This is a genomic window from Conyzicola sp. (assembly GCF_057073975.1).
Genome location: NZ_JBXMIS010000087.1, coordinates 42,377 through 58,433, shown reverse-complemented (window position 1 = coordinate 58,433; position 16,057 = coordinate 42,377). Strand labels below are relative to the sequence as shown.

Sequence of the window (16,057 nt, the reverse complement as noted above, 5' to 3'; positions counted from 1 at the left end):
TGGAGCGACATGGCCATCTACGACTGCTCCGTCGACGCTGCGCTACTGACCGGAATGCGACTCGCGAGGGCCGCCATCGGCAAGGGCGAGCTCGTCGTGATCCCGACCGACACCGTCTACGGTGTCGGTGCCGACGCCTTCAGCCCCGCTGCGGTCGAGAGGCTGCTGGCTGCCAAGGGGCGGGAGCGCACCGCGCCGCCGCCCGTGCTCATCGCCGGTGCTGAGACCCTCGATGCACTCGCCGAGACGGTACCAGACGAGGTGCGCGCCCTCGTTGCCGAGTTCTGGCCCGGCGGCCTCACCGTCATCCTTCCTGCCCGCGAGTCGCTCGCCTGGGATCTCGGTGAGACCCGGGGCACCGTCGCCCTTCGCGTGCCGTCGAACCGTGTCGCCCTCGAGCTGCTCGCAGAGACCGGCCCGCTCGCGGTCTCGAGCGCCAACCTGACCGGGCGCCCGGCTGCCATGACCGCGGCCGAGGCAGAGGCCATGCTCGGCGAGAGCGTTGCCGTCTACCTCGATGACGGCCCAGCGGGTCTCGCCTACGAGGGCTTCGACGCCGGAACGGGGTCGACCATCGTCGACGCGACCGCGCTGGTGCGGCCGTCGGGCAAGCTCCGCATCCTGCGCAGCGGTGTCGTTGCGGACGCCGCTATCCGCGAGATCGTCGGAGCCGACAAGTGCGAATAGTCTTCTACGTCCTCATCGCCGGAGCCTCTGCGCTGATCACCTTCCTGCTCGCCTTCGCGATCCTCAAGCTCAGCCACCGCTACCGGCTCTACCCCAAGATCCGCGAGCGCGACATGCACTCCCGGCCGACCCCGCGCCTCGGCGGGGTGGCGATGTTCGTCGGCATCGTCGCAGCGATCGGCATCGCCTCGCAGTTGCCGACCTTCAGCCTCATCTTCTCCGAGCCGCTCAAGGTGTGGGGCGTGCTCGGCAGCGCGCTCATCATCGTGCTCATCGGCGTCGCCGACGACATCTGGGATCTCGACTGGGTGACGAAGCTCGCCGGGCAGATCATCGCCGGCTGGGTGCTCGCTGCCTCCGGCATCCAGATCTACACCCTTCCGATCCTCGGCGGCGTGACGATCCTGCCCGCCAGTGTCTCCCTTGTCGTCACCGTGCTCACGGTCGTTCTCGTGATGAACGCGATCAACTTCATCGACGGCCTCGACGGTCTCGTTGCGGGTGTCGCCCTCATCGCCAACGGCGTCTTCTTCGTCTACGCCTATGTGCTCGCCACCTCGAACAACACCGAGTACTTCAACCTCGCGTCGCTCATCACGGCGGTTCTCATCGGGGCCTGCGCCGGATTCATCCCGCTCAACTTCCACCCGGCCAAGCTCTTCATGGGCGACGCCGGCGCCCTGCTGGTCGGGCTGCTCATGGCGGCCTCTGCCATCGCCGTGACCGGTCAGGTCGATCCGGAGACGTGGGCGTACGGCGGGCTCCTGTTCCCGGCCTTCCTGCCGATCCTGCTGCCGTTCGCCGTGCTCGTGGTGCCGCTGCTCGACTTCGGGCTCGCCGTCATCCGCCGGCTCCTCGCCGGCAAGTCGCCCTTTGCGGCCGACCGCAAGCATCTGCACCACCGCTTGATCGACATGGGGCACAGCCACCTCCAGGCCGTGCTGATCTTCTACGGATGGACAGCCGCCTTCTCCCTCGGCTGCCTCGCCTTCATGATCATGCCGTGGCAGTCCGCATCCCTCGTGATCCTCGCGGCGCTGGTCGCCTGCACCGCCGTCACCCTTCTCCCTCTGCGTGGCCGATCCAGGGTGCTGAGCGACGCAGCCCTCGGCGGCCCCGACGAGGTGAACGAGATCCTCGAGCGCCAGATGCATGAGGCGCTGGATGCCATCCCCACCACCAAGAACGGCACACCCACCCCATGACACCGACTCCCATCCTGCGCACGGCGCTCATCTACGGCGCGATCCTCGCGATCGTCATCGCCGCACTTGGATCTCTCCTCGGCTATCTCGTCGCCGGCACCAACGGACTGGTCAGCGCTCTCATCGGTGCCGCGGTCACCGCCGTGTTCATGGCCTTCACCGCCGTCAGCATCATCATCGCCCAGCGGGTCACGCGCGACCAGCCGTCGATCGCGCTCTTCTTCGGGGTCATCCTCGGGGCATGGTTCCTCAAGTTCGTGGTGTTCATCGTCATCGTCGTGCTGCTACGCGGGGCTCCATTCCTCGACCCCATGGTCTTCTTCGTTGCGGTTCTCGCCGCGGTGATCGGCAGTCTCGTCGTCGACATGCTCGCCTACGTGCGCTCGCGCACGCCATATGTCGACGTTGAGCTGCCCGGCTCCGAGTAAGGCAAGGCGACCCTCAGCGCGGGGATTCTGCGCCCGTCGAAACTCTTGATAGGCTGAAGGCGAATCACCCCCCTTTTTCATCGCCGCACACGCATGTGTGCCCCGATTTTCGGAGATAGCGCTGCTACATAACGCTCTCAGCCTGCTTCTCCCGTTCGCCACCGATGACGAGTCCGGCGACACGGCAGAATTCCACGGGCCGTCGCTGGAAGAATTCTTCCCGCCGGCCATCTTCTTCGATGGCACTGTCTTCGAGATCAACCGGCTCATGCTCATCCGCTTCCTCGTGGTCGCGGCGCTGCTCGTGCTGTTCCTGGTCGGCTCTCGCGCCCTCAAGGTGATTCCGACCCGCGGCCAGAGCGTGCTCGAGCTGGCCGTCGGCTTCGTGCAGAACAACGTTGTCGTTCAGAACCTCGGTGAGAAAGACGGCCGCCGATTCGGCCCGCTGCTCATCTCGATGTTCTTCTTCATCCTGTTCATGAACATCACCGGCATCATCCCCGGGCTCAACCTCGCGGGCACCTCGGTGTTCGGCATGCCGATCGTTCTCGCCCTTGTGTCGTACGTCGTGTTCATCTACGCGGGCCTCAAGAAGCACCCGGGCACCTTCCTCAAGTCGTCGCTCTTCCCGCCGAACGTGCCACTGCCGCTCTACGTGATCGTGACGCCGATCGAGTTCCTCTCGACCTTCATCCTCCGTCCCATCACGCTCAGCATCCGACTTCTCATGAACATGGTCGCCGGGCACATGCTGCTCGTGCTCTGCTTCTCTGCAACCTCGTTCTTCCTCGCGACCGCCAGCGCTTTCAGCCTGTTCAGCATCGGCACCCTCGCCTTCGGCCTCGCATTCACCGTCTTCGAGATTCTCGTCGCTGTGCTGCAGGCATACGTATTCACATTTCTCACCGCTGTATACATCCAGCTCGCGCTGGCTGAAGAGCACTAAACCGGCTCGGCACCCGCCAGCCATCCATCACGGAAGGAACCACACGTGGACCCCATCACGACCGTTGCCGAACTGACCGGCAACATCGCGCCCCTCGCATTCGGTGTCGCAACCATCGGCCCCGCGATCGGCGTCGGCCTCGTCGTCGGCAAGACCGTCGAGTCGGTTGCCCGCCAGCCCGAGCTGCAGGGTCGCCTCACCGGCCTCATGTTCCTCGGCATCGCGTTCACCGAGGCACTCGCGTTCATCGCGATCGCCGTCGCGTTCATCCCGTTCCCGTAGTCACACCCACCGTTAGGAGATCAGGATGCTTCCCGCAATCCTGAACGCCGCTGCAGCGGCAGAGGAAGAGATCAACCCTCTCCTTCCCGCCAGCTATGACCTCCTGTGGTCGGCAGTGTGCTTCGCGATCATCCTCGTCGCCTTCATCTGGAAGGTGCTGCCGCGGGTCACGAAGACCCTCGACGAGCGCGCGTCGCTCATCGAGGGTGGCATCGCCAAGGCGGAGAACGCCCAGGCCGAGGCCAACGCCGCGCTCGAGGAGTACAAGAAGCAGCTCGCCGACGCTCGTGCAGAGGCAGCTCGCATCCGCGAGCAGGCTCGCGCCGACGGCAACGCGATCATCGCAGAGCTCAAGGAGCAGGCAACGATCGAGGCAGCTCGCGTCACAGCGAGCGCCAAGGCGTCCATCGAGGCGGAGCGCCAGAGCGCCCTCGTCTCGCTGCGCTCCGAGGTCGGCTCGCTCGCGATCGACCTGGCCTCCGGCGTCATCGGCGAGTCGCTGAGCGACGACAAGAAGGCTGCGGCCGTCGTCGACCGGTTCCTCGCTGAGCTCGAGGCGTCCGAATCCGCGAAGGCGAAGGCAGGCAAGTAATGGGCTCGGCAACACGGCAGGCTCTCAGCGCGTCGACGGCGGCTCTGTCCTCCCTCGGCACCGCTGACGTGGCGACCGGTGAGCAGCTGCTCGCCGCTGGCCGGGTCATCGGCGACTCCGCGCAGTTGCTCGCCGCGCTGTCCGACTCCTCTGCTGCGTCGGCCGACAAGGTATCGATCATCGACGCGGTCTTCTCGTCGCTCTCGGCGGGTGCCCGCAGCCTTCTCGGCACCGTGGTGAGCAATCGCTGGTCTGACGACCAGGATCTGCTTGCCGCCGTCGAGGAGCTCGGCTTCCGCGTGCTGGCGCGCTCCGCAGGCACCACGAAGATCGAGGACGAGCTGTTCTCCTTCGGCGCCATCGTCGGCACCGACCCGGAGCTCGAACTGGCCGTCAGCAGCAAGCTCGGCAAGGCCGTCGACAAGTCGGCCCTTGTTCGCACGCTGCTCGGTGGCAAGGCGAGCGCACAGACGCTGGCCATCGTCGACCATCTCGTGCAGCAGCCGCGCGGCCGTCGCATTGCCGCTCTGCTGCGTCAGGCTGCCTCGATCGTCGCCGACGAGGCAGGCCTCGCCGTCGCCACGGTGACGAGCGCGGCTTCCATCGACGACAAGCAGCTCGGCAGAATCGCCGCCGCCCTCTCGAAGGCGCACGGCCGCGACCTGCGCATCAACCACGTGATCGACCCGTCGATCGTCGGTGGCATCCGCGTTCAGATCGGTGACGAGGTCATCGACGGCAGCGTTGCCACCAAGCTCAACGACCTCAGACTTCAGCTAGCTTCCTGAGTCCATCAGAGACTTCCGAAGCCAAGAACCTCAAGAAGAGAGACACACCCCATGGCAGAACTGACCATTAGCCCGGACGAGATCCGCAGCGCGCTGAAGGACTTCGTCAAGGCCTACGAGCCGGGCAAGACCGCGACCACCGAGGTCGGCTATGTCACCGACGCCGCAGACGGCATCGCCCACGTCGAGGGCCTCCCCGGTGTGATGGCGAACGAGCTCATCCGCTTCGCGGATGGCACGCTCGGCCTCGCGCAGAACCTCGACGAGAGCGAGATCGGCGTCGTCGTGCTCGGTGAGTTCAGCGGCGTCGAGGCTGGCATGGAGGTCACCCGCACGGGCGAGGTTCTCTCCGTCCCCGTCGGCGACGCATTCCTCGGCCGCGTCGTCGACCCGCTCGGCGTGCCGATCGACGGCCTCGGCGACATCGCAGCAACCGCGCGTCGCGCCCTCGAGCTGCAGGCCCCCGGCGTCATGCAGCGCAAGAGCGTGCACGAGCCGATGCAGACCGGCATCAAGGCCATCGACGCCATGATCCCGATCGGCCGCGGACAGCGCCAGCTCATTATCGGCGACCGCCAGACCGGCAAGACGGCCATCGCGATCGACACGATCATCAATCAGAAGGCCAACTGGGAGTCGGGCGACACCAACAAGCAGGTGCGCTGCATCTACGTCGCCATCGGCCAGAAGGGCTCCACGATCGCTGCCGTCAAGGGCGCGCTCGAAGAGGCCGGCGCCATGGAGTACACGACCATCGTCGCGTCCCCGGCATCCGACCCCGCCGGCTTCAAGTACCTCGCCCCGTACACCGGATCGGCCATCGGCCAGCACTGGATGTACGACGGCAAGCACGTGCTCATCATCTTCGATGACCTGTCGAAGCAGGCAGAGGCCTACCGCGCTGTCTCCCTCCTGCTGCGCCGCCCGCCGGGACGCGAGGCATACCCCGGCGACGTGTTCTACCTGCACTCCCGTCTGCTCGAGCGTTGCGCGAAGCTCTCCGATGAGCTCGGCGCCGGATCGATGACCGGCCTGCCGATCATCGAGACGAAGGCCAACGACGTCTCCGCCTACATCCCGACCAATGTGATCTCGATCACAGACGGCCAGATCTTCCTCCAGTCCGACCTGTTTAACGCCAACCAGCGCCCCGCTGTCGACGTCGGCATCTCGGTCTCGCGCGTCGGTGGCGACGCGCAGGTCAAGTCGATCAAGAAGGTCTCTGGAACGCTCAAGCTCGAGCTGGCCCAGTACCGCTCGCTCGAGGCCTTCGCGATGTTCGCGAGCGACCTCGATGCGGCGAGCCGTCGTCAGCTGGCCCGTGGCGCCCGCCTCACCGAGCTGCTCAAGCAGCCGCAGTACTCGCCGTTCCCCGTCGAGAACCAGGTCGTCTCGATCTGGGCCGGCACGAACGGCAAGCTCGACGAGGTTCCGGTCGAAGACATCCTGCGCTTCGAGGCGGAGCTGCACGACTTCCTTGCCCGCAACACGAAGGTTCTCGACACGCTGCGCGACACGAACGTGCTCGACGACGCGACCACGAGCGACCTCGACGCGGCGGTCGACAAGTTCAAGCTCGAGTTCCAGACGGGCGAGGGCAAGCCGCTTGCGTCGGTCGGCAGCGAGCAGTTCGCGCCGATCGAAGAAGAAGAGGTCCACCAGGAGAAGATCGTCAAGAGCAGGCGCTAAGCGCTCGCCGACCTCGATCACCGACTACTAAGGAAGACGTAAGACATGGGAGCGCAACTTCGGGTCTACCGGCAGAAGATCAAGTCTGCCCAGACGACCAAGAAGATCACTCGGGCCATGGAGCTCATCTCCGCTTCGCGCATTCAGAAGGCGCAGGCGCGGGTTGCGGCATCCGGTCCGTACTCGCGCGCGATCACGCGCGCAGTCTCCGCTGTCGCGACGTTCTCGAACGTCGACCACATCCTGACAACCGAGCCGGTGAAGATCGAGCGCGCTGCGATCGTCATCTTCTCGTCTGACCGCGGACTCGCGGGAGCGTTCAGCAGCAACGTGCTGCGTGAGTCGAACGAGCTCGCAACGCTGCTGCGCAGCCAGGGCAAGGAAGTCGTCTTCTACCTCGTCGGTCGCAAGGCGGCGGCGTTCTTCGCCTTCCGCAAGCGCGACGCGGAAGAGGTCTGGGCAGGCGGCACTGAGAAGCCGGAGTTCGAGACGGCGCAGAAGATCGGCGAGGCAGTCGTCGCGAAGTTCCTCCAGCCCGCGAGCGAGGGTGGCGTCGACGAGATCCACATCGTCTACAACCGCTTCGTCAGTGTCGTGCTGCAGGTGCCTGAGGTCGTTCGCCTTCTTCCCCTCGAGGTCGTAGAGGGTGTGGAAGAGCCCGGCGACAACGTGGTTCTGCCGCTGTACGAGTTCGAGCCAGAGGTCGACAACGTGCTCGACGCGCTCCTGCCCGTCTACATCGAGAGCCGCATCTTCAACGCCATGCTGCAGTCCGCTGCGTCAGAGCACGCAGCGCGCCAGAAGGCGATGAAGTCGGCGAGCGACAACGCCGACAAGCTCATCAAGGACTACACACGACTGGCCAACAACGCCCGCCAGTCGGAGATCACCCAGCAGATTTCCGAGATCGTCGGCGGCGCCGACGCCCTCTCGGGTTCGAAGTAAAGAAGAGACAAGGGAAACCATGACTACAACAGCCCCTGCCAAGAAGAGCGGCTCCGCCAAGGCGGACTCCGTCAAGGTCGCCGGCGTCGGACGCATCGCACGCGTCACCGGCCCGGTCGTCGACATCGAGTTTCCGCACGAGTCGATCCCCGAGATCTACAACGCGCTCAAGACGACCGTCACCATCGGCACCGAGAGCACCGAGATCACCCTCGAGGTCGCGCAGCACCTCGGTGACGACCTCGTTCGCGCGATCGCGCTGAAGCCCACCGACGGCCTCGTTCGCGGCCAGGAGGTGCGCGACACCGGCGAGGCGATCTCCGTTCCCGTTGGCGACGCAACCAAGGGCAAGGTCTTCAACGTCATCGGCGAGGTGCTCAACGGCGAGCCCGGCGAGAAGTTCGAGTTCGCTGAGCGCTGGCCGATTCACCGCAAGCCCCCGGCATTCGACCAGCTCGAGTCGAAGACCGAGCTGTTCGAGACCGGCATCAAGGTCATCGACCTTCTCACGCCGTACGTGCTCGGTGGAAAGATCGGCCTCTTCGGTGGCGCCGGTGTCGGTAAGACCGTGCTCATCCAGGAGATGATCCAGCGCGTTGCGCAGGACCACGGTGGTGTCTCCGTGTTCGCCGGCGTCGGCGAGCGCACCCGTGAGGGCAACGACCTCATCAGCGAGATGGAGGAGGCGGGAGTCTTCGACAAGACCGCCCTCGTCTTCGGCCAGATGGACGAGCCGCCGGGAACGCGTCTTCGCGTCGCCCTCTCTGCCCTCACCATGGCCGAGTACTTCCGCGACGTGCAGAACCAGGACGTTCTGCTCTTCATCGACAACATCTTCCGCTTCACGCAGGCCGGTTCCGAGGTCTCGACGCTCCTCGGCCGCATGCCATCCGCCGTTGGATACCAGCCGAACCTCGCCGACGAGATGGGCATCCTGCAGGAGCGCATCACCTCGACCCGCGGTCGCTCGATCACGTCGCTCCAGGCCATCTACGTGCCTGCTGACGACTACACCGACCCGGCTCCGGCGACGACCTTCGCGCACCTCGACGCGACGACGGAGCTCAGCCGCGAGATCGCATCGAAGGGCCTCTACCCGGCCGTCGACCCGCTGACCTCGACCAGCCGCATACTCGACCCCCGCTACCTTGGCGCCGACCACTACCGCGTGGCGACCACGGTCAAGCAGATCCTCCAGAAGAACAAGGAGCTGCAGGAGATCATCGCGATCCTCGGTGTCGACGAGCTCTCTGAGGAAGACAAGATCACCGTCTCGCGCGCACGTCGCATCCAGCAGTTCCTCTCCCAGAACACCTACATGGCGAAGAAGTTCACCGGTGTCGAGGGTTCGACGGTTCCGCTGAAGGACACGATCGAGTCGTTCGACGCGATCGCCAAGGGCGAGTTCGACCACGTTGCAGAGCAGGCGTTCTTCAACGTCGGCGCCATCTCCGACGTCGAAGAGCAGTGGGCGAAGATCCAGAAGGAGAACGGCTAGCCATGGCCGATCTCACGGTGAGCCTCGTCTCGGCCGACCAGGAAGTGTGGTCAGGCACGGCGAAGCAGGTGAGCGCGCGCACGACAGAGGGCGAGATCGGCATCCTTGCCGGTCACGAGCCCCTGCTGGCGATCCTCGGCGCTGGCGAGGTGCGCATTTCCCTCGCCGACGGCGCGGTCGTCACGGCGAACGCGGAAGACGGATTCCTCTCGGTGGAGAACAACAACGTGACGATCGTGGCTCGTCGCGCCGCCCTGGCCTGATCCCGCACCAACCGATCGTGAGGTTCCGCGCATGCTGATAGTCACCGCGGGACTTCCCGGAGCCGGCAAGAGCACTATCGCCGATGTTCTCGGTGAGAAGCTCGGGATTCCGGTGATCTCCGTCGACCCCTTGGAGTCGGCGATACTCAGTGCGGGAATCGACTCCGACCAGCCGACAGGGTTGGCCGCCTACCTTGTTGCCGAGTCGCTCGCATCGAGCGTCATGGCCCCGGGCAACAGCGTCATCGTCGACGCGGTCAACGCGGTCGACCCTGCGCGCGAGCAGTGGGTGGCGCTTGCCGCGCGGCACGGCGATGCGATCAAGTTCATCGAGGTGGTCTGCTCTGACCCGGAGGTGCACCGTGAGCGTCTCGAGGCTCGTCAGCGCAACCTTCCCCACGTGAGCGAGCCGACCTGGCACGCCGTCGAGCAGAGCCTCGACGAGTACGACGAGTGGAGTGGTGTGAGTGCCGAGGTCGAGCGCCTGACCCTCGACTCAGTCGAGCCGCTCGCCGCGAACGTCGACCGCGCTCTGCGGTTTCTGGAGTAGGCATCGCCGCAATGCTGCTGATCCTTCCCCAGTCGGAGACGAAGCGGGACGGCGGGGCAGAGGGGTCGTTCCTCGACCTGTCTGCCCTGTCCTATTCGTCGCTCACTCCGCAGCGCACGGCGGCGCTGAGCGCTCTCGCGGCGCTGTCGCGTGACCATAACCTCGCGGCAGGAGCCCTCGGCCTCGGCCCGACGCAACAGCACGAGCTCGAGCGAAACCGGGTCATTGCGACCTCCGCCGTCCTCCCTGCCATTGAGCGCTACACCGGCGTGCTCTATGACGGGCTGGATGCGGCCTCGCTTACAGCGACGGAACGCGCCTTCGCGGCGTCGAACGTCGCCATCCATTCCGCCCTGTTCGGGCTGCTCGGCTCTGACGACCCCGTGCCGGCCTACCGCCTGTCGCACAACTCGCGGTTGCCCGGGCTCCCGCTCGGCCGTCACTGGCGAGCGGCGGTGAGTGCAGAGCTCGCCGCTCACGACGGGCTCGTCGTCGACGCGAGGTCGGAGGCCTATGCGTCGCTCGGCGCTGCACCACGGCGGGAGAACGCCGTCTACCTCCGTGTCGTGTCCGAGGGGGCGTCGGGTCGACGCGTGGCGCTCAGCCACTTCAACAAGAAGGCGAAGGGCGTCTTTGCCCGTGCCGTCATCGCGGCAGGCATCAGCCACGAGTCGGTGGATAGCCTGCTCGAGTGGGCTGCGGTCTCCGGCTTCACGCTGGAGCGTGGCGTTGCAGGCGAGCTCGACCTCGTAGTCTGATCACATGAGCGACTACAGCGACGTCAACGACTCCGCCCTTGCGGCCATGCTCGCCATCTACGCCGGGATGCTCGTGTTCTACCTGGTGCTGGCGGTCGGCGTCTACGTGCTTATGGCACTCGCGCTGTCGTCGTTCTTCCGCAAGGTGGGCGTCGAGCCGTGGATCGCCTGGGTGCCTGTCTACAGCAACTGGAAGTGGCTGGAGGTCGGCGGATTCCAGGGATGGTTGTCGCTGCTGACGTTCGTGCCGTTCGGCGCGTACGTGACATGGGTGTTTCTGTACATCGGGATGTATCGCACCGGCCTCGCATTCCGCAAGGACGGTGCCTTTGTCGTGCTCGGCATCTTCCTGCCGTTCGTCTGGGCGTTCATGCTCGGCGGCAAGAACGAGGTCTACCAGCCAGAGCTGCTCAGGGCACACGGCTTTCCGCCGCCGATTGCCGGCTTCGGCTCGGTGCCCTACGAGCAGCGTGCGAGCTACCAGCCTGCCGCCAGCCAGGGCGAGCAGCCGTACACGGCTCAGTAGGCACCGCTACGCGGCTGCCCTGAAGCACTGCTGGTCATGGTCGTCGACCATGCCGGCGGACTGCATGAGGGCGTACATCGTCGTTGGCCCGACGAAGCGGAATCCGAGGGAGCGCAGCGCCGTGCTCATCGCCGTCGACTCGTCGGTCACCGCCGGCACCGCCGCCGGGCGGACGCGGCCGACGGGAGCGAAGCTCCACATGAGGGTGTCGAGCGCCCCGGGGGAGCCAGCGGTGAGCTCGAGCGCGATGCGCGCATTGGAGATCGTCGCCTCGATCTTGGCGCGGTTGCGGATGATGCGGGCGTCATCCATGAGTGCGTCCGCCTCGGTCGGCGTCATCGCTGCCACCCGGTCAAGCTCGAAGCCATGGAAGACCTCGCGAAACGCCGGTCGCCGCTTGAGGATCGTGATCCAGGACAGCCCCGCCTGAAACCCCTCGAGGCTCAGCTTCTCGAACAGGGGCTGGTCGCCGTGCAGAGGCACCCCCCACTCCTCATCGTGGTAGCGGCGATACTCCTCGTCGGAGGCCGCCCACGAGCAACGTGCTCTACCGTCGTCGCCGACAACGACCGTCATACGCTGTGCGCGATGCCCTCGTGGGCAAGCAGCCATGCCTTGGTGGGAATGCCGTTGCCGCCGCTGTAGCCGGTGATGCGGTTGTTGGAGGCGAGCACACGGTGGCATGGCACGATGATCGGCACCGGGTTGGCCCCGACCGCACCGCCGACAGCGCGGCCAGCAGTCGCGCGACCGGTGGCGAGGCCGAGCTCACCGTAGGAGACGACCTCACCCCATTCGAGGTCGACGAGCTTGGCCCAGATGGAGCGCTGAAACTCGGTGCCGGAGTCGAAGACGACGGGAAGGTCGAAGTCGTGGCGGGCGCCGGCAAAGTACTCGGTGAGCTGCTGGGCCGCGGTGTCGAGGAGGGCGTTGCTGTTCTCCGCGTGCTCCTCGAGCGGCAGGTGGCCGTCTTTCTCGATGGAGAGCGATGTGATGGCGGTGCCGTTGCTCGTGATCTCGAGTCGGCCGATAGGGCTGTCGACGCGGCGCAGGTAGGCCGGTGCCGGCCGGGTAAGCGTTGAGGTGATCATGGCACGACTGTAGCCCCGGCATCCGACATCGAGAAGCAGCGGAGGGCTTCGGTGCGCTCTCGTGATCGAGGCTCGCTGTGGGGGAGTGGTCGTAGGCTCAATGCATGGAATACCGCACCCTCGGCCGCTCCGGTCTTCGCGTCTCGACCATCGGACTCGGCTGCAACAACTTCGGCCGTGCATCGACGATCACCGAGACCCAAGAGGGCACGAATGCCGTCATCGATGCCGCGATCGACGCGGGCATCACCCTCTTCGACACGGCAGACATCTACGGATCAGAGCGCGGCCTGAGCGAGTCGCTCATGGGCGAGGCGCTGCGGGGCGGCAAGCGCGAGAAGATCGTGCTCGCCACCAAGTTCGGCATGGACATGGCGGGTGCGAACGGACCGGACTGGGAGGCCCGCGGATCACGGCGCTACATCCGGATCGCCGTCGAGGCGTCGCTGCGGCGGCTGCAGACCGACTGGATCGACCTCTACCAGCTGCACCGGCCCGACCCGCTGACCCCGGTGGAGGAGACGATCGCGGCGCTCGACGAGCTCGTTGCCGAGGGCAAGGTGCGCTACATCGGCCACTCCAACCTCGCGGGGTGGCAGGTGGTCGAGGCGGAGTACCTCGCCCAGCTGCGCGGGCACAGCAGGTTCATCTCGGCGCAGAGCGAGTACAGCCTGCTCGAGCGATCCGTCGAGGCGGAGGTGCTTCCGGCGGTCAACGCCTACGGGCTTGGCTTCCTCCCCTTCTTCCCGCTCTACAACGGCCTTCTCACCGGCAAGTTCACCCGCGAGGGCGGGCCAGCCGACTCCCGCATCATGAGCATCCGACCGCACATCGCGGCGAATGCGCCGTGGGACACGATCGAGCGCTACGCCGCCTTCTGCGCAGAGCGCGAGGTGAGCATGCTCACGGCCACGTTCACCTGGCTGCTCGCCCAGCCGGGGCTCACGAGCGTGATTGCTGGCACCACGAGGCCGGAGCAGGTGCGACAGAACGCGGATGCTGCTGGCAGCTGGAACGCCAGTGCAGACGACATCGCGGCTATCTCTGCGATCTTCGCGACGGGGAACACCGCCTAGAACAACCCGACCACGAGCGAGACGGCGATCGCGATCATGACGATCGCGATGACGGCGTCGAGGACGCGCCACGACACCGGCCTGGCAAAGAGGGGTCGAAGCAGTCGCGCACCGAACCCGAGGGCAGAGAACCATGCGATGCTCGCCGCGATCGCGCCGGCCGCGAACCACCAGCGGTCGTCTCCGTGGGTTCCCGCCACCGAGCCGAGGAGAACGACGGTGTCGAGATACACGTGCGGGTTGAGCCAGGTGAGGGCGAGCACGGTGAGCACCGTCGGCCAGAGTGCGGTTGACGACCCGGACTCGTCGGCCACGAGTCGTGACGGTCGGATCGCGCGGCGAGCGGCGAGGATGCCGTAGCCGAGCAGGAAGGCCGCCCCGCCGATCCGCACCACGACGAGCAGCCACGGGGCGAGCTGCACGAGCGTGCCGAGCCCTCCGACACCCAGTGCGATGAGGATCGCGTCGGAGATGGCGCAGATGGCAACGACGGCCAGCACGTGCTCCCGGCGCAGCCCCTGCCGCAGCACGAAGGCATTCTGGGCGCCGATGGCGACGATAAGCGAGAGGCCGAAGCCGAGGCCAGACAGGGCGGAGAGGAGCACGGTTCGAGACTAGGGCGACTGAATGCAAAAGCGTAGCTAAATAAGCAAGGTCTGGATTAGCGTTGCTAATGTGAATCTCGACCACCTTCGCGCCCTTGCCGCTGCCGTCGACACTGGCAGCTTCGAGGCAGCGGCAGCGGCGCTGCACCTGACCCCGTCGGCGGTCAGCCAGCGCATCAAGGCGCTCGAGGGCAGTGCGGGGCAGGTGCTCGTTCGGCGCTCCAAGCCGACGACGGTGACGACAGCGGGCGAGACCTACCTTCGGCTCGCGAGGCAGGTCGATGCCCTGGTCTCTGACGCTGGGCTCGCGGAGACGGCGACGGTGTCGATCCCTCTCGCGATGAGCAGCGATGCGCTGGCCACGTGGGTGCTCCCGGCGCTCGCGAGCATCGAGGGGGGCATCGTCTTCGACCTGCAGCGGGAAGACCAGGACCACTCTGCCGAGCTGTTGCGTGCGGGAACGGTCATGGCCGCGATCACCACCGACGACCGACCCGTGCAGGGGTGCACCGTCACGAGCCTCGGCACGATGCGGTACCGTCCGATGGCCACCCGGGGCTTCGTGCAGCGCTGGTTCGCCGAAGGTGTCTCGACGGCGGCACTCGCCGCCGCGCCCGTGGTCGTGTTCGACCGCAAGGACCAGCTGCAGGATCGCTACCTCCGCTCGCGCAGCAGGGCGCGCCTCGATCCTCCCCGCCACTACATCCCCGGGTCGCAGGACTTCGTCGCCGCCGTCGAGCTCGGACTCGGCTGGGGCATGGTGCCAGACCAGCAGGCGAGCGATGCCATCGTCGAGGTCGATCCGGGGCGCCACGTCGACGTCGACCTCTACTGGCAGCAGTGGTCGCTGCGCACGGCAGCGCTCGATGCCGTTGCCGCAGCGGTGATCGACGCGGCGCGGGTCGCCCTCGCCTAGCTGTTGAGCACGGCGACCGCCGCATTGAGCGTCGTGGCGAAGAGCACCCAGATCCAGTAGGGAACCAGCATCCACGCCGCCGCTCGGCTGACCGGCCAGAACCGCAGCATCGTCACCAGCACGAGCACGTCGAGGGCGGCGATGATTGCGAGGGCGATCCACAGCGCCGGCGCTCCTGCCGCGGGGTACAGCCCGAAGAAGACCGGGGTCCAGAGCGCGTTCAGTACGAGCTGGATGACGTACGCCGTCAGCGCCGGGCGCACGTCGACGCGGTCGCGCTGCCTCCAGACGAGCCAGGCCGCGACCGACATGAGGGTGTAGAGCAGCGTCCACACCGGGCCGAAGAGGGCGTTCGGCGGGCTCCACGATGCCTTCTCCGCCTCGGCGTACCAGCCGTCGACATTCTGGATGGTGGCGATGGTGCCGAGTGCCGCGGCGCCGAACGAGATGGCGATAAAGGCGAGGAGCACGAGCGCTGAGCGGATCTTCATGTCCCAAGCGTCGTCGCAGTGACGGGGAGTCGCAAGTGCCGCGCGCATCCCCTGTACTCGCGCATCCCCTGTACTGGGGCGGAAACGAGACCCGTTTGTGACCGTTCACAGGCTAAGTTCGAATTCAAGGGAACCAACGCCATACGGTGGCGCGCGGGTGAAAGAGGTTGCAACGATGCTCCCAGCAATGAAGTCCGTCGTCGGGGTGACGGCACTGTCTGTCGTTCTCGTGCTCACTGGCTGCGCCGGTGAGTCGGAGTCGCCAACGGCGTCGCTGACGGAGACGAAGGGTCCGACGCAGCTGCTGCGCAACGAGGCATCCTCCCGAATCCCGTCTGGAGCTATCGAGTCGATCGCGGGCGAGGAAGATGGCTCCGTCGCCTGCAAGACAGAAGAAGAAGACCCGAAGGGGCTCTACCGCTCATGGCAGTCCTCCCTCCTTGCCAACATCGACAAGGACGCGGCCTGGCGGGTCGCGCAGATCAGCTCTGACGTCGCCGATTCGTTCATCGACGACGGGTGGTACGTCTCCGGCACCAAGGACGGCGAGAACACGACGACCCTCACGCGCCCCGGCGCCGTGTCCACGCTCGTCTTCACCTCGACGGAGGGCGACGCCGATGGCGTCGGCGCGACGGTGCACATCGATGCGACGGGCCCATGCGTGCTGACTGACGGGCCCGACTCGAGCGAGGTCACCAAGCTCGAGGCAGCGAAGTAG

21 protein-coding genes are annotated in these 16,057 nt (G+C 66.3%); 17 read left to right on the top strand and 4 right to left on the bottom strand.

Translation table 11 applies throughout. The annotated features are described in order from the left end of the window. Window positions 1–9 precede the first annotated feature (9 nt). From AC14A7_RS07825 to AC14A7_RS07760, 14 genes are all read left to right on the top strand, one after another. Window positions 10–687 (top strand): L-threonylcarbamoyladenylate synthase, encoded by a 678-nt coding sequence (locus AC14A7_RS07825; RefSeq protein WP_484007885.1) that lies wholly within the window; start codon window positions 10–12, stop codon window positions 685–687. Then, window positions 684–1,892 (top strand): MraY family glycosyltransferase, encoded by a 1,209-nt coding sequence (locus AC14A7_RS07820; protein WP_484007883.1) that lies wholly within the window; start codon window positions 684–686, stop codon window positions 1,890–1,892. The genes AC14A7_RS07825 and AC14A7_RS07820 overlap by 4 nt, the downstream gene beginning before the upstream one ends. Next, the gene (locus tag AC14A7_RS07815) at window positions 1,889–2,320 is read left to right on the top strand and encodes a Cg1360 family ATP-synthase-associated protein (RefSeq protein ID WP_484007879.1); all 432 of its coding nucleotides are present in this window, start codon (window positions 1,889–1,891) and stop codon (window positions 2,318–2,320) included. The genes AC14A7_RS07820 and AC14A7_RS07815 overlap by 4 nt, the downstream gene beginning before the upstream one ends. 97 nt (window positions 2,321–2,417) lie before the next feature. Beyond that, entirely contained in the window at window positions 2,418–3,266 is an 849-nt protein-coding gene (gene atpB, locus AC14A7_RS07810; RefSeq protein WP_484007877.1) for a F0F1 ATP synthase subunit A, read from the top strand. A gap of 45 nt (window positions 3,267–3,311) precedes the next feature. Beyond that, window positions 3,312–3,548, top strand: coding sequence for an ATP synthase F0 subunit C (gene atpE / locus AC14A7_RS07805; protein ID WP_130980424.1), 237 nt, complete (start codon window positions 3,312–3,314; stop codon window positions 3,546–3,548). Window positions 3,549–3,573: 25 nt separating this feature from the next. Then, window positions 3,574–4,140, top strand: coding sequence for a F0F1 ATP synthase subunit B (locus tag AC14A7_RS07800; RefSeq protein WP_484007875.1), 567 nt, complete (start codon window positions 3,574–3,576; stop codon window positions 4,138–4,140). Next, window positions 4,140–4,928, top strand: coding sequence for a F0F1 ATP synthase subunit delta (locus AC14A7_RS07795; protein ID WP_484007873.1), 789 nt, complete (start codon window positions 4,140–4,142; stop codon window positions 4,926–4,928). Before AC14A7_RS07800 ends, AC14A7_RS07795 begins: the two co-directional genes overlap by 1 nt. A 51-nt stretch (window positions 4,929–4,979) precedes the next feature. Beyond that, window positions 4,980–6,617, top strand: a complete 1,638-nt coding sequence (atpA, locus tag AC14A7_RS07790) for a F0F1 ATP synthase subunit alpha (RefSeq protein ID WP_484007872.1) — start codon at window positions 4,980–4,982, stop codon at window positions 6,615–6,617. 45 nt (window positions 6,618–6,662) lie between these two features. Next, window positions 6,663–7,562 (top strand): F0F1 ATP synthase subunit gamma, encoded by a 900-nt coding sequence (locus tag AC14A7_RS07785; protein WP_484007870.1) that lies wholly within the window; start codon window positions 6,663–6,665, stop codon window positions 7,560–7,562. A 19-nt stretch (window positions 7,563–7,581) separates the two neighbouring features. Further along, window positions 7,582–9,060, top strand: coding sequence for a F0F1 ATP synthase subunit beta (gene atpD, locus AC14A7_RS07780; protein WP_484007868.1), 1,479 nt, complete (start codon window positions 7,582–7,584; stop codon window positions 9,058–9,060). Window positions 9,061–9,062: 2 nt separating this feature from the next. Next, window positions 9,063–9,323 carry a F0F1 ATP synthase subunit epsilon gene (locus AC14A7_RS07775; protein WP_484007866.1) on the top strand — a complete coding sequence of 87 codons (261 nt, stop codon included), beginning with the start codon at window positions 9,063–9,065 and terminating at the stop codon, window positions 9,321–9,323. Between the two features lie 31 nt (window positions 9,324–9,354). Next, window positions 9,355–9,873 (top strand): P-loop nucleotide/nucleoside kinase family protein, encoded by a 519-nt coding sequence (locus AC14A7_RS07770; protein WP_484007864.1) that lies wholly within the window; start codon window positions 9,355–9,357, stop codon window positions 9,871–9,873. 11 nt (window positions 9,874–9,884) lie between these two features. After that, a complete protein-coding gene (locus AC14A7_RS07765; RefSeq protein WP_484007862.1) occupies window positions 9,885–10,631 on the top strand; it encodes a YaaA family protein in 747 nt (248 codons plus the stop codon). Window positions 10,632–10,635: 4 nt separating this feature from the next. After that, a complete protein-coding gene (locus AC14A7_RS07760) occupies window positions 10,636–11,157 on the top strand; it encodes a DUF5684 domain-containing protein (protein ID WP_484007860.1) in 522 nt (173 codons plus the stop codon). A gap of 6 nt (window positions 11,158–11,163) precedes the next feature. On the opposite strand, the gene AC14A7_RS07755 is transcribed toward AC14A7_RS07760, so the two are convergent. Together AC14A7_RS07755 and AC14A7_RS07750 are read right to left on the bottom strand one after the other, a co-directional pair. Then, window positions 11,164–11,733 carry a DNA-3-methyladenine glycosylase I gene (locus AC14A7_RS07755; RefSeq protein WP_484007858.1) on the bottom strand — a complete coding sequence of 190 codons (570 nt, stop codon included), beginning with the start codon at window positions 11,731–11,733 and terminating at the stop codon, window positions 11,164–11,166. Beyond that, the gene (locus tag AC14A7_RS07750; protein WP_484007856.1) at window positions 11,730–12,248 is read right to left on the bottom strand and encodes a methylated-DNA--[protein]-cysteine S-methyltransferase; all 519 of its coding nucleotides are present in this window, start codon (window positions 12,246–12,248) and stop codon (window positions 11,730–11,732) included. The genes AC14A7_RS07755 and AC14A7_RS07750 overlap by 4 nt, the downstream gene beginning before the upstream one ends. Before the next feature lie 104 nt (window positions 12,249–12,352). Between AC14A7_RS07750 and AC14A7_RS07745 the strand changes: the two genes are divergently transcribed. Beyond that, on the top strand, window positions 12,353–13,324 hold the full coding sequence (locus AC14A7_RS07745; RefSeq protein ID WP_484007854.1) for an aldo/keto reductase: 972 nt from the start codon (window positions 12,353–12,355) through the stop codon (window positions 13,322–13,324). Here the strand turns inward: AC14A7_RS07745 and AC14A7_RS07740 are convergent. Further along, the gene (locus AC14A7_RS07740; protein WP_484007852.1) at window positions 13,321–13,929 is read right to left on the bottom strand and encodes a LysE/ArgO family amino acid transporter; all 609 of its coding nucleotides are present in this window, start codon (window positions 13,927–13,929) and stop codon (window positions 13,321–13,323) included. The genes AC14A7_RS07745 and AC14A7_RS07740 overlap by 4 nt on opposite strands. 70 nt (window positions 13,930–13,999) lie before the next feature. On the opposite strand from AC14A7_RS07740, the gene AC14A7_RS07735 reads away from it, so the two are divergent. Continuing rightward, complete coding sequence (locus tag AC14A7_RS07735) at window positions 14,000–14,845, top strand: LysR family transcriptional regulator ArgP (RefSeq protein ID WP_484007850.1); 846 nt, start codon at window positions 14,000–14,002, stop codon at window positions 14,843–14,845. Here AC14A7_RS07735 and AC14A7_RS07730 read toward each other — a convergent pair. Further along, a complete protein-coding gene (locus AC14A7_RS07730; RefSeq protein WP_484007848.1) occupies window positions 14,842–15,336 on the bottom strand; it encodes a TspO/MBR family protein in 495 nt (164 codons plus the stop codon). The genes AC14A7_RS07735 and AC14A7_RS07730 overlap by 4 nt on opposite strands. A 187-nt stretch (window positions 15,337–15,523) precedes the next feature. Here AC14A7_RS07730 and AC14A7_RS07725 point away from each other — a divergent pair, with 187 nt between their 5' ends. Then, a complete protein-coding gene (locus AC14A7_RS07725; protein ID WP_484007846.1) occupies window positions 15,524–16,057 on the top strand; it encodes a hypothetical protein in 534 nt (177 codons plus the stop codon).

Coding starts and splice junctions, on each gene's coding strand:
- AC14A7_RS07825 (WP_484007885.1), top strand. CDS start 10: ATGGCCATCTACGACTGCTCCGTCGACGCTGCGCTACTGACCGGAATG.
- AC14A7_RS07815 (WP_484007879.1), top strand. CDS start 1,889: ATGACACCGACTCCCATCCTGCGCACGGCGCTCATCTACGGCGCGATC.
- AC14A7_RS07800 (WP_484007875.1), top strand. CDS start 3,574: ATGCTTCCCGCAATCCTGAACGCCGCTGCAGCGGCAGAGGAAGAGATC.
- AC14A7_RS07795 (WP_484007873.1), top strand. CDS start 4,140: ATGGGCTCGGCAACACGGCAGGCTCTCAGCGCGTCGACGGCGGCTCTG.
- atpA (WP_484007872.1), top strand. CDS start 4,980: ATGGCAGAACTGACCATTAGCCCGGACGAGATCCGCAGCGCGCTGAAG.
- AC14A7_RS07785 (WP_484007870.1), top strand. CDS start 6,663: ATGGGAGCGCAACTTCGGGTCTACCGGCAGAAGATCAAGTCTGCCCAG.
- atpD (WP_484007868.1), top strand. CDS start 7,582: ATGACTACAACAGCCCCTGCCAAGAAGAGCGGCTCCGCCAAGGCGGAC.
- AC14A7_RS07775 (WP_484007866.1), top strand. CDS start 9,063: ATGGCCGATCTCACGGTGAGCCTCGTCTCGGCCGACCAGGAAGTGTGG.
- AC14A7_RS07770 (WP_484007864.1), top strand. CDS start 9,355: ATGCTGATAGTCACCGCGGGACTTCCCGGAGCCGGCAAGAGCACTATC.
- AC14A7_RS07765 (WP_484007862.1), top strand. CDS start 9,885: ATGCTGCTGATCCTTCCCCAGTCGGAGACGAAGCGGGACGGCGGGGCA.
- AC14A7_RS07760 (WP_484007860.1), top strand. CDS start 10,636: ATGAGCGACTACAGCGACGTCAACGACTCCGCCCTTGCGGCCATGCTC.
- AC14A7_RS07755 (WP_484007858.1), bottom strand. CDS start 11,733: ATGACGGTCGTTGTCGGCGACGACGGTAGAGCACGTTGCTCGTGGGCG.
- AC14A7_RS07750 (WP_484007856.1), bottom strand. CDS start 12,248: ATGATCACCTCAACGCTTACCCGGCCGGCACCGGCCTACCTGCGCCGC.
- AC14A7_RS07745 (WP_484007854.1), top strand. CDS start 12,353: ATGGAATACCGCACCCTCGGCCGCTCCGGTCTTCGCGTCTCGACCATC.
- AC14A7_RS07730 (WP_484007848.1), bottom strand. CDS start 15,336: ATGAAGATCCGCTCAGCGCTCGTGCTCCTCGCCTTTATCGCCATCTCG.
- AC14A7_RS07725 (WP_484007846.1), top strand. CDS start 15,524: ATGAAGTCCGTCGTCGGGGTGACGGCACTGTCTGTCGTTCTCGTGCTC.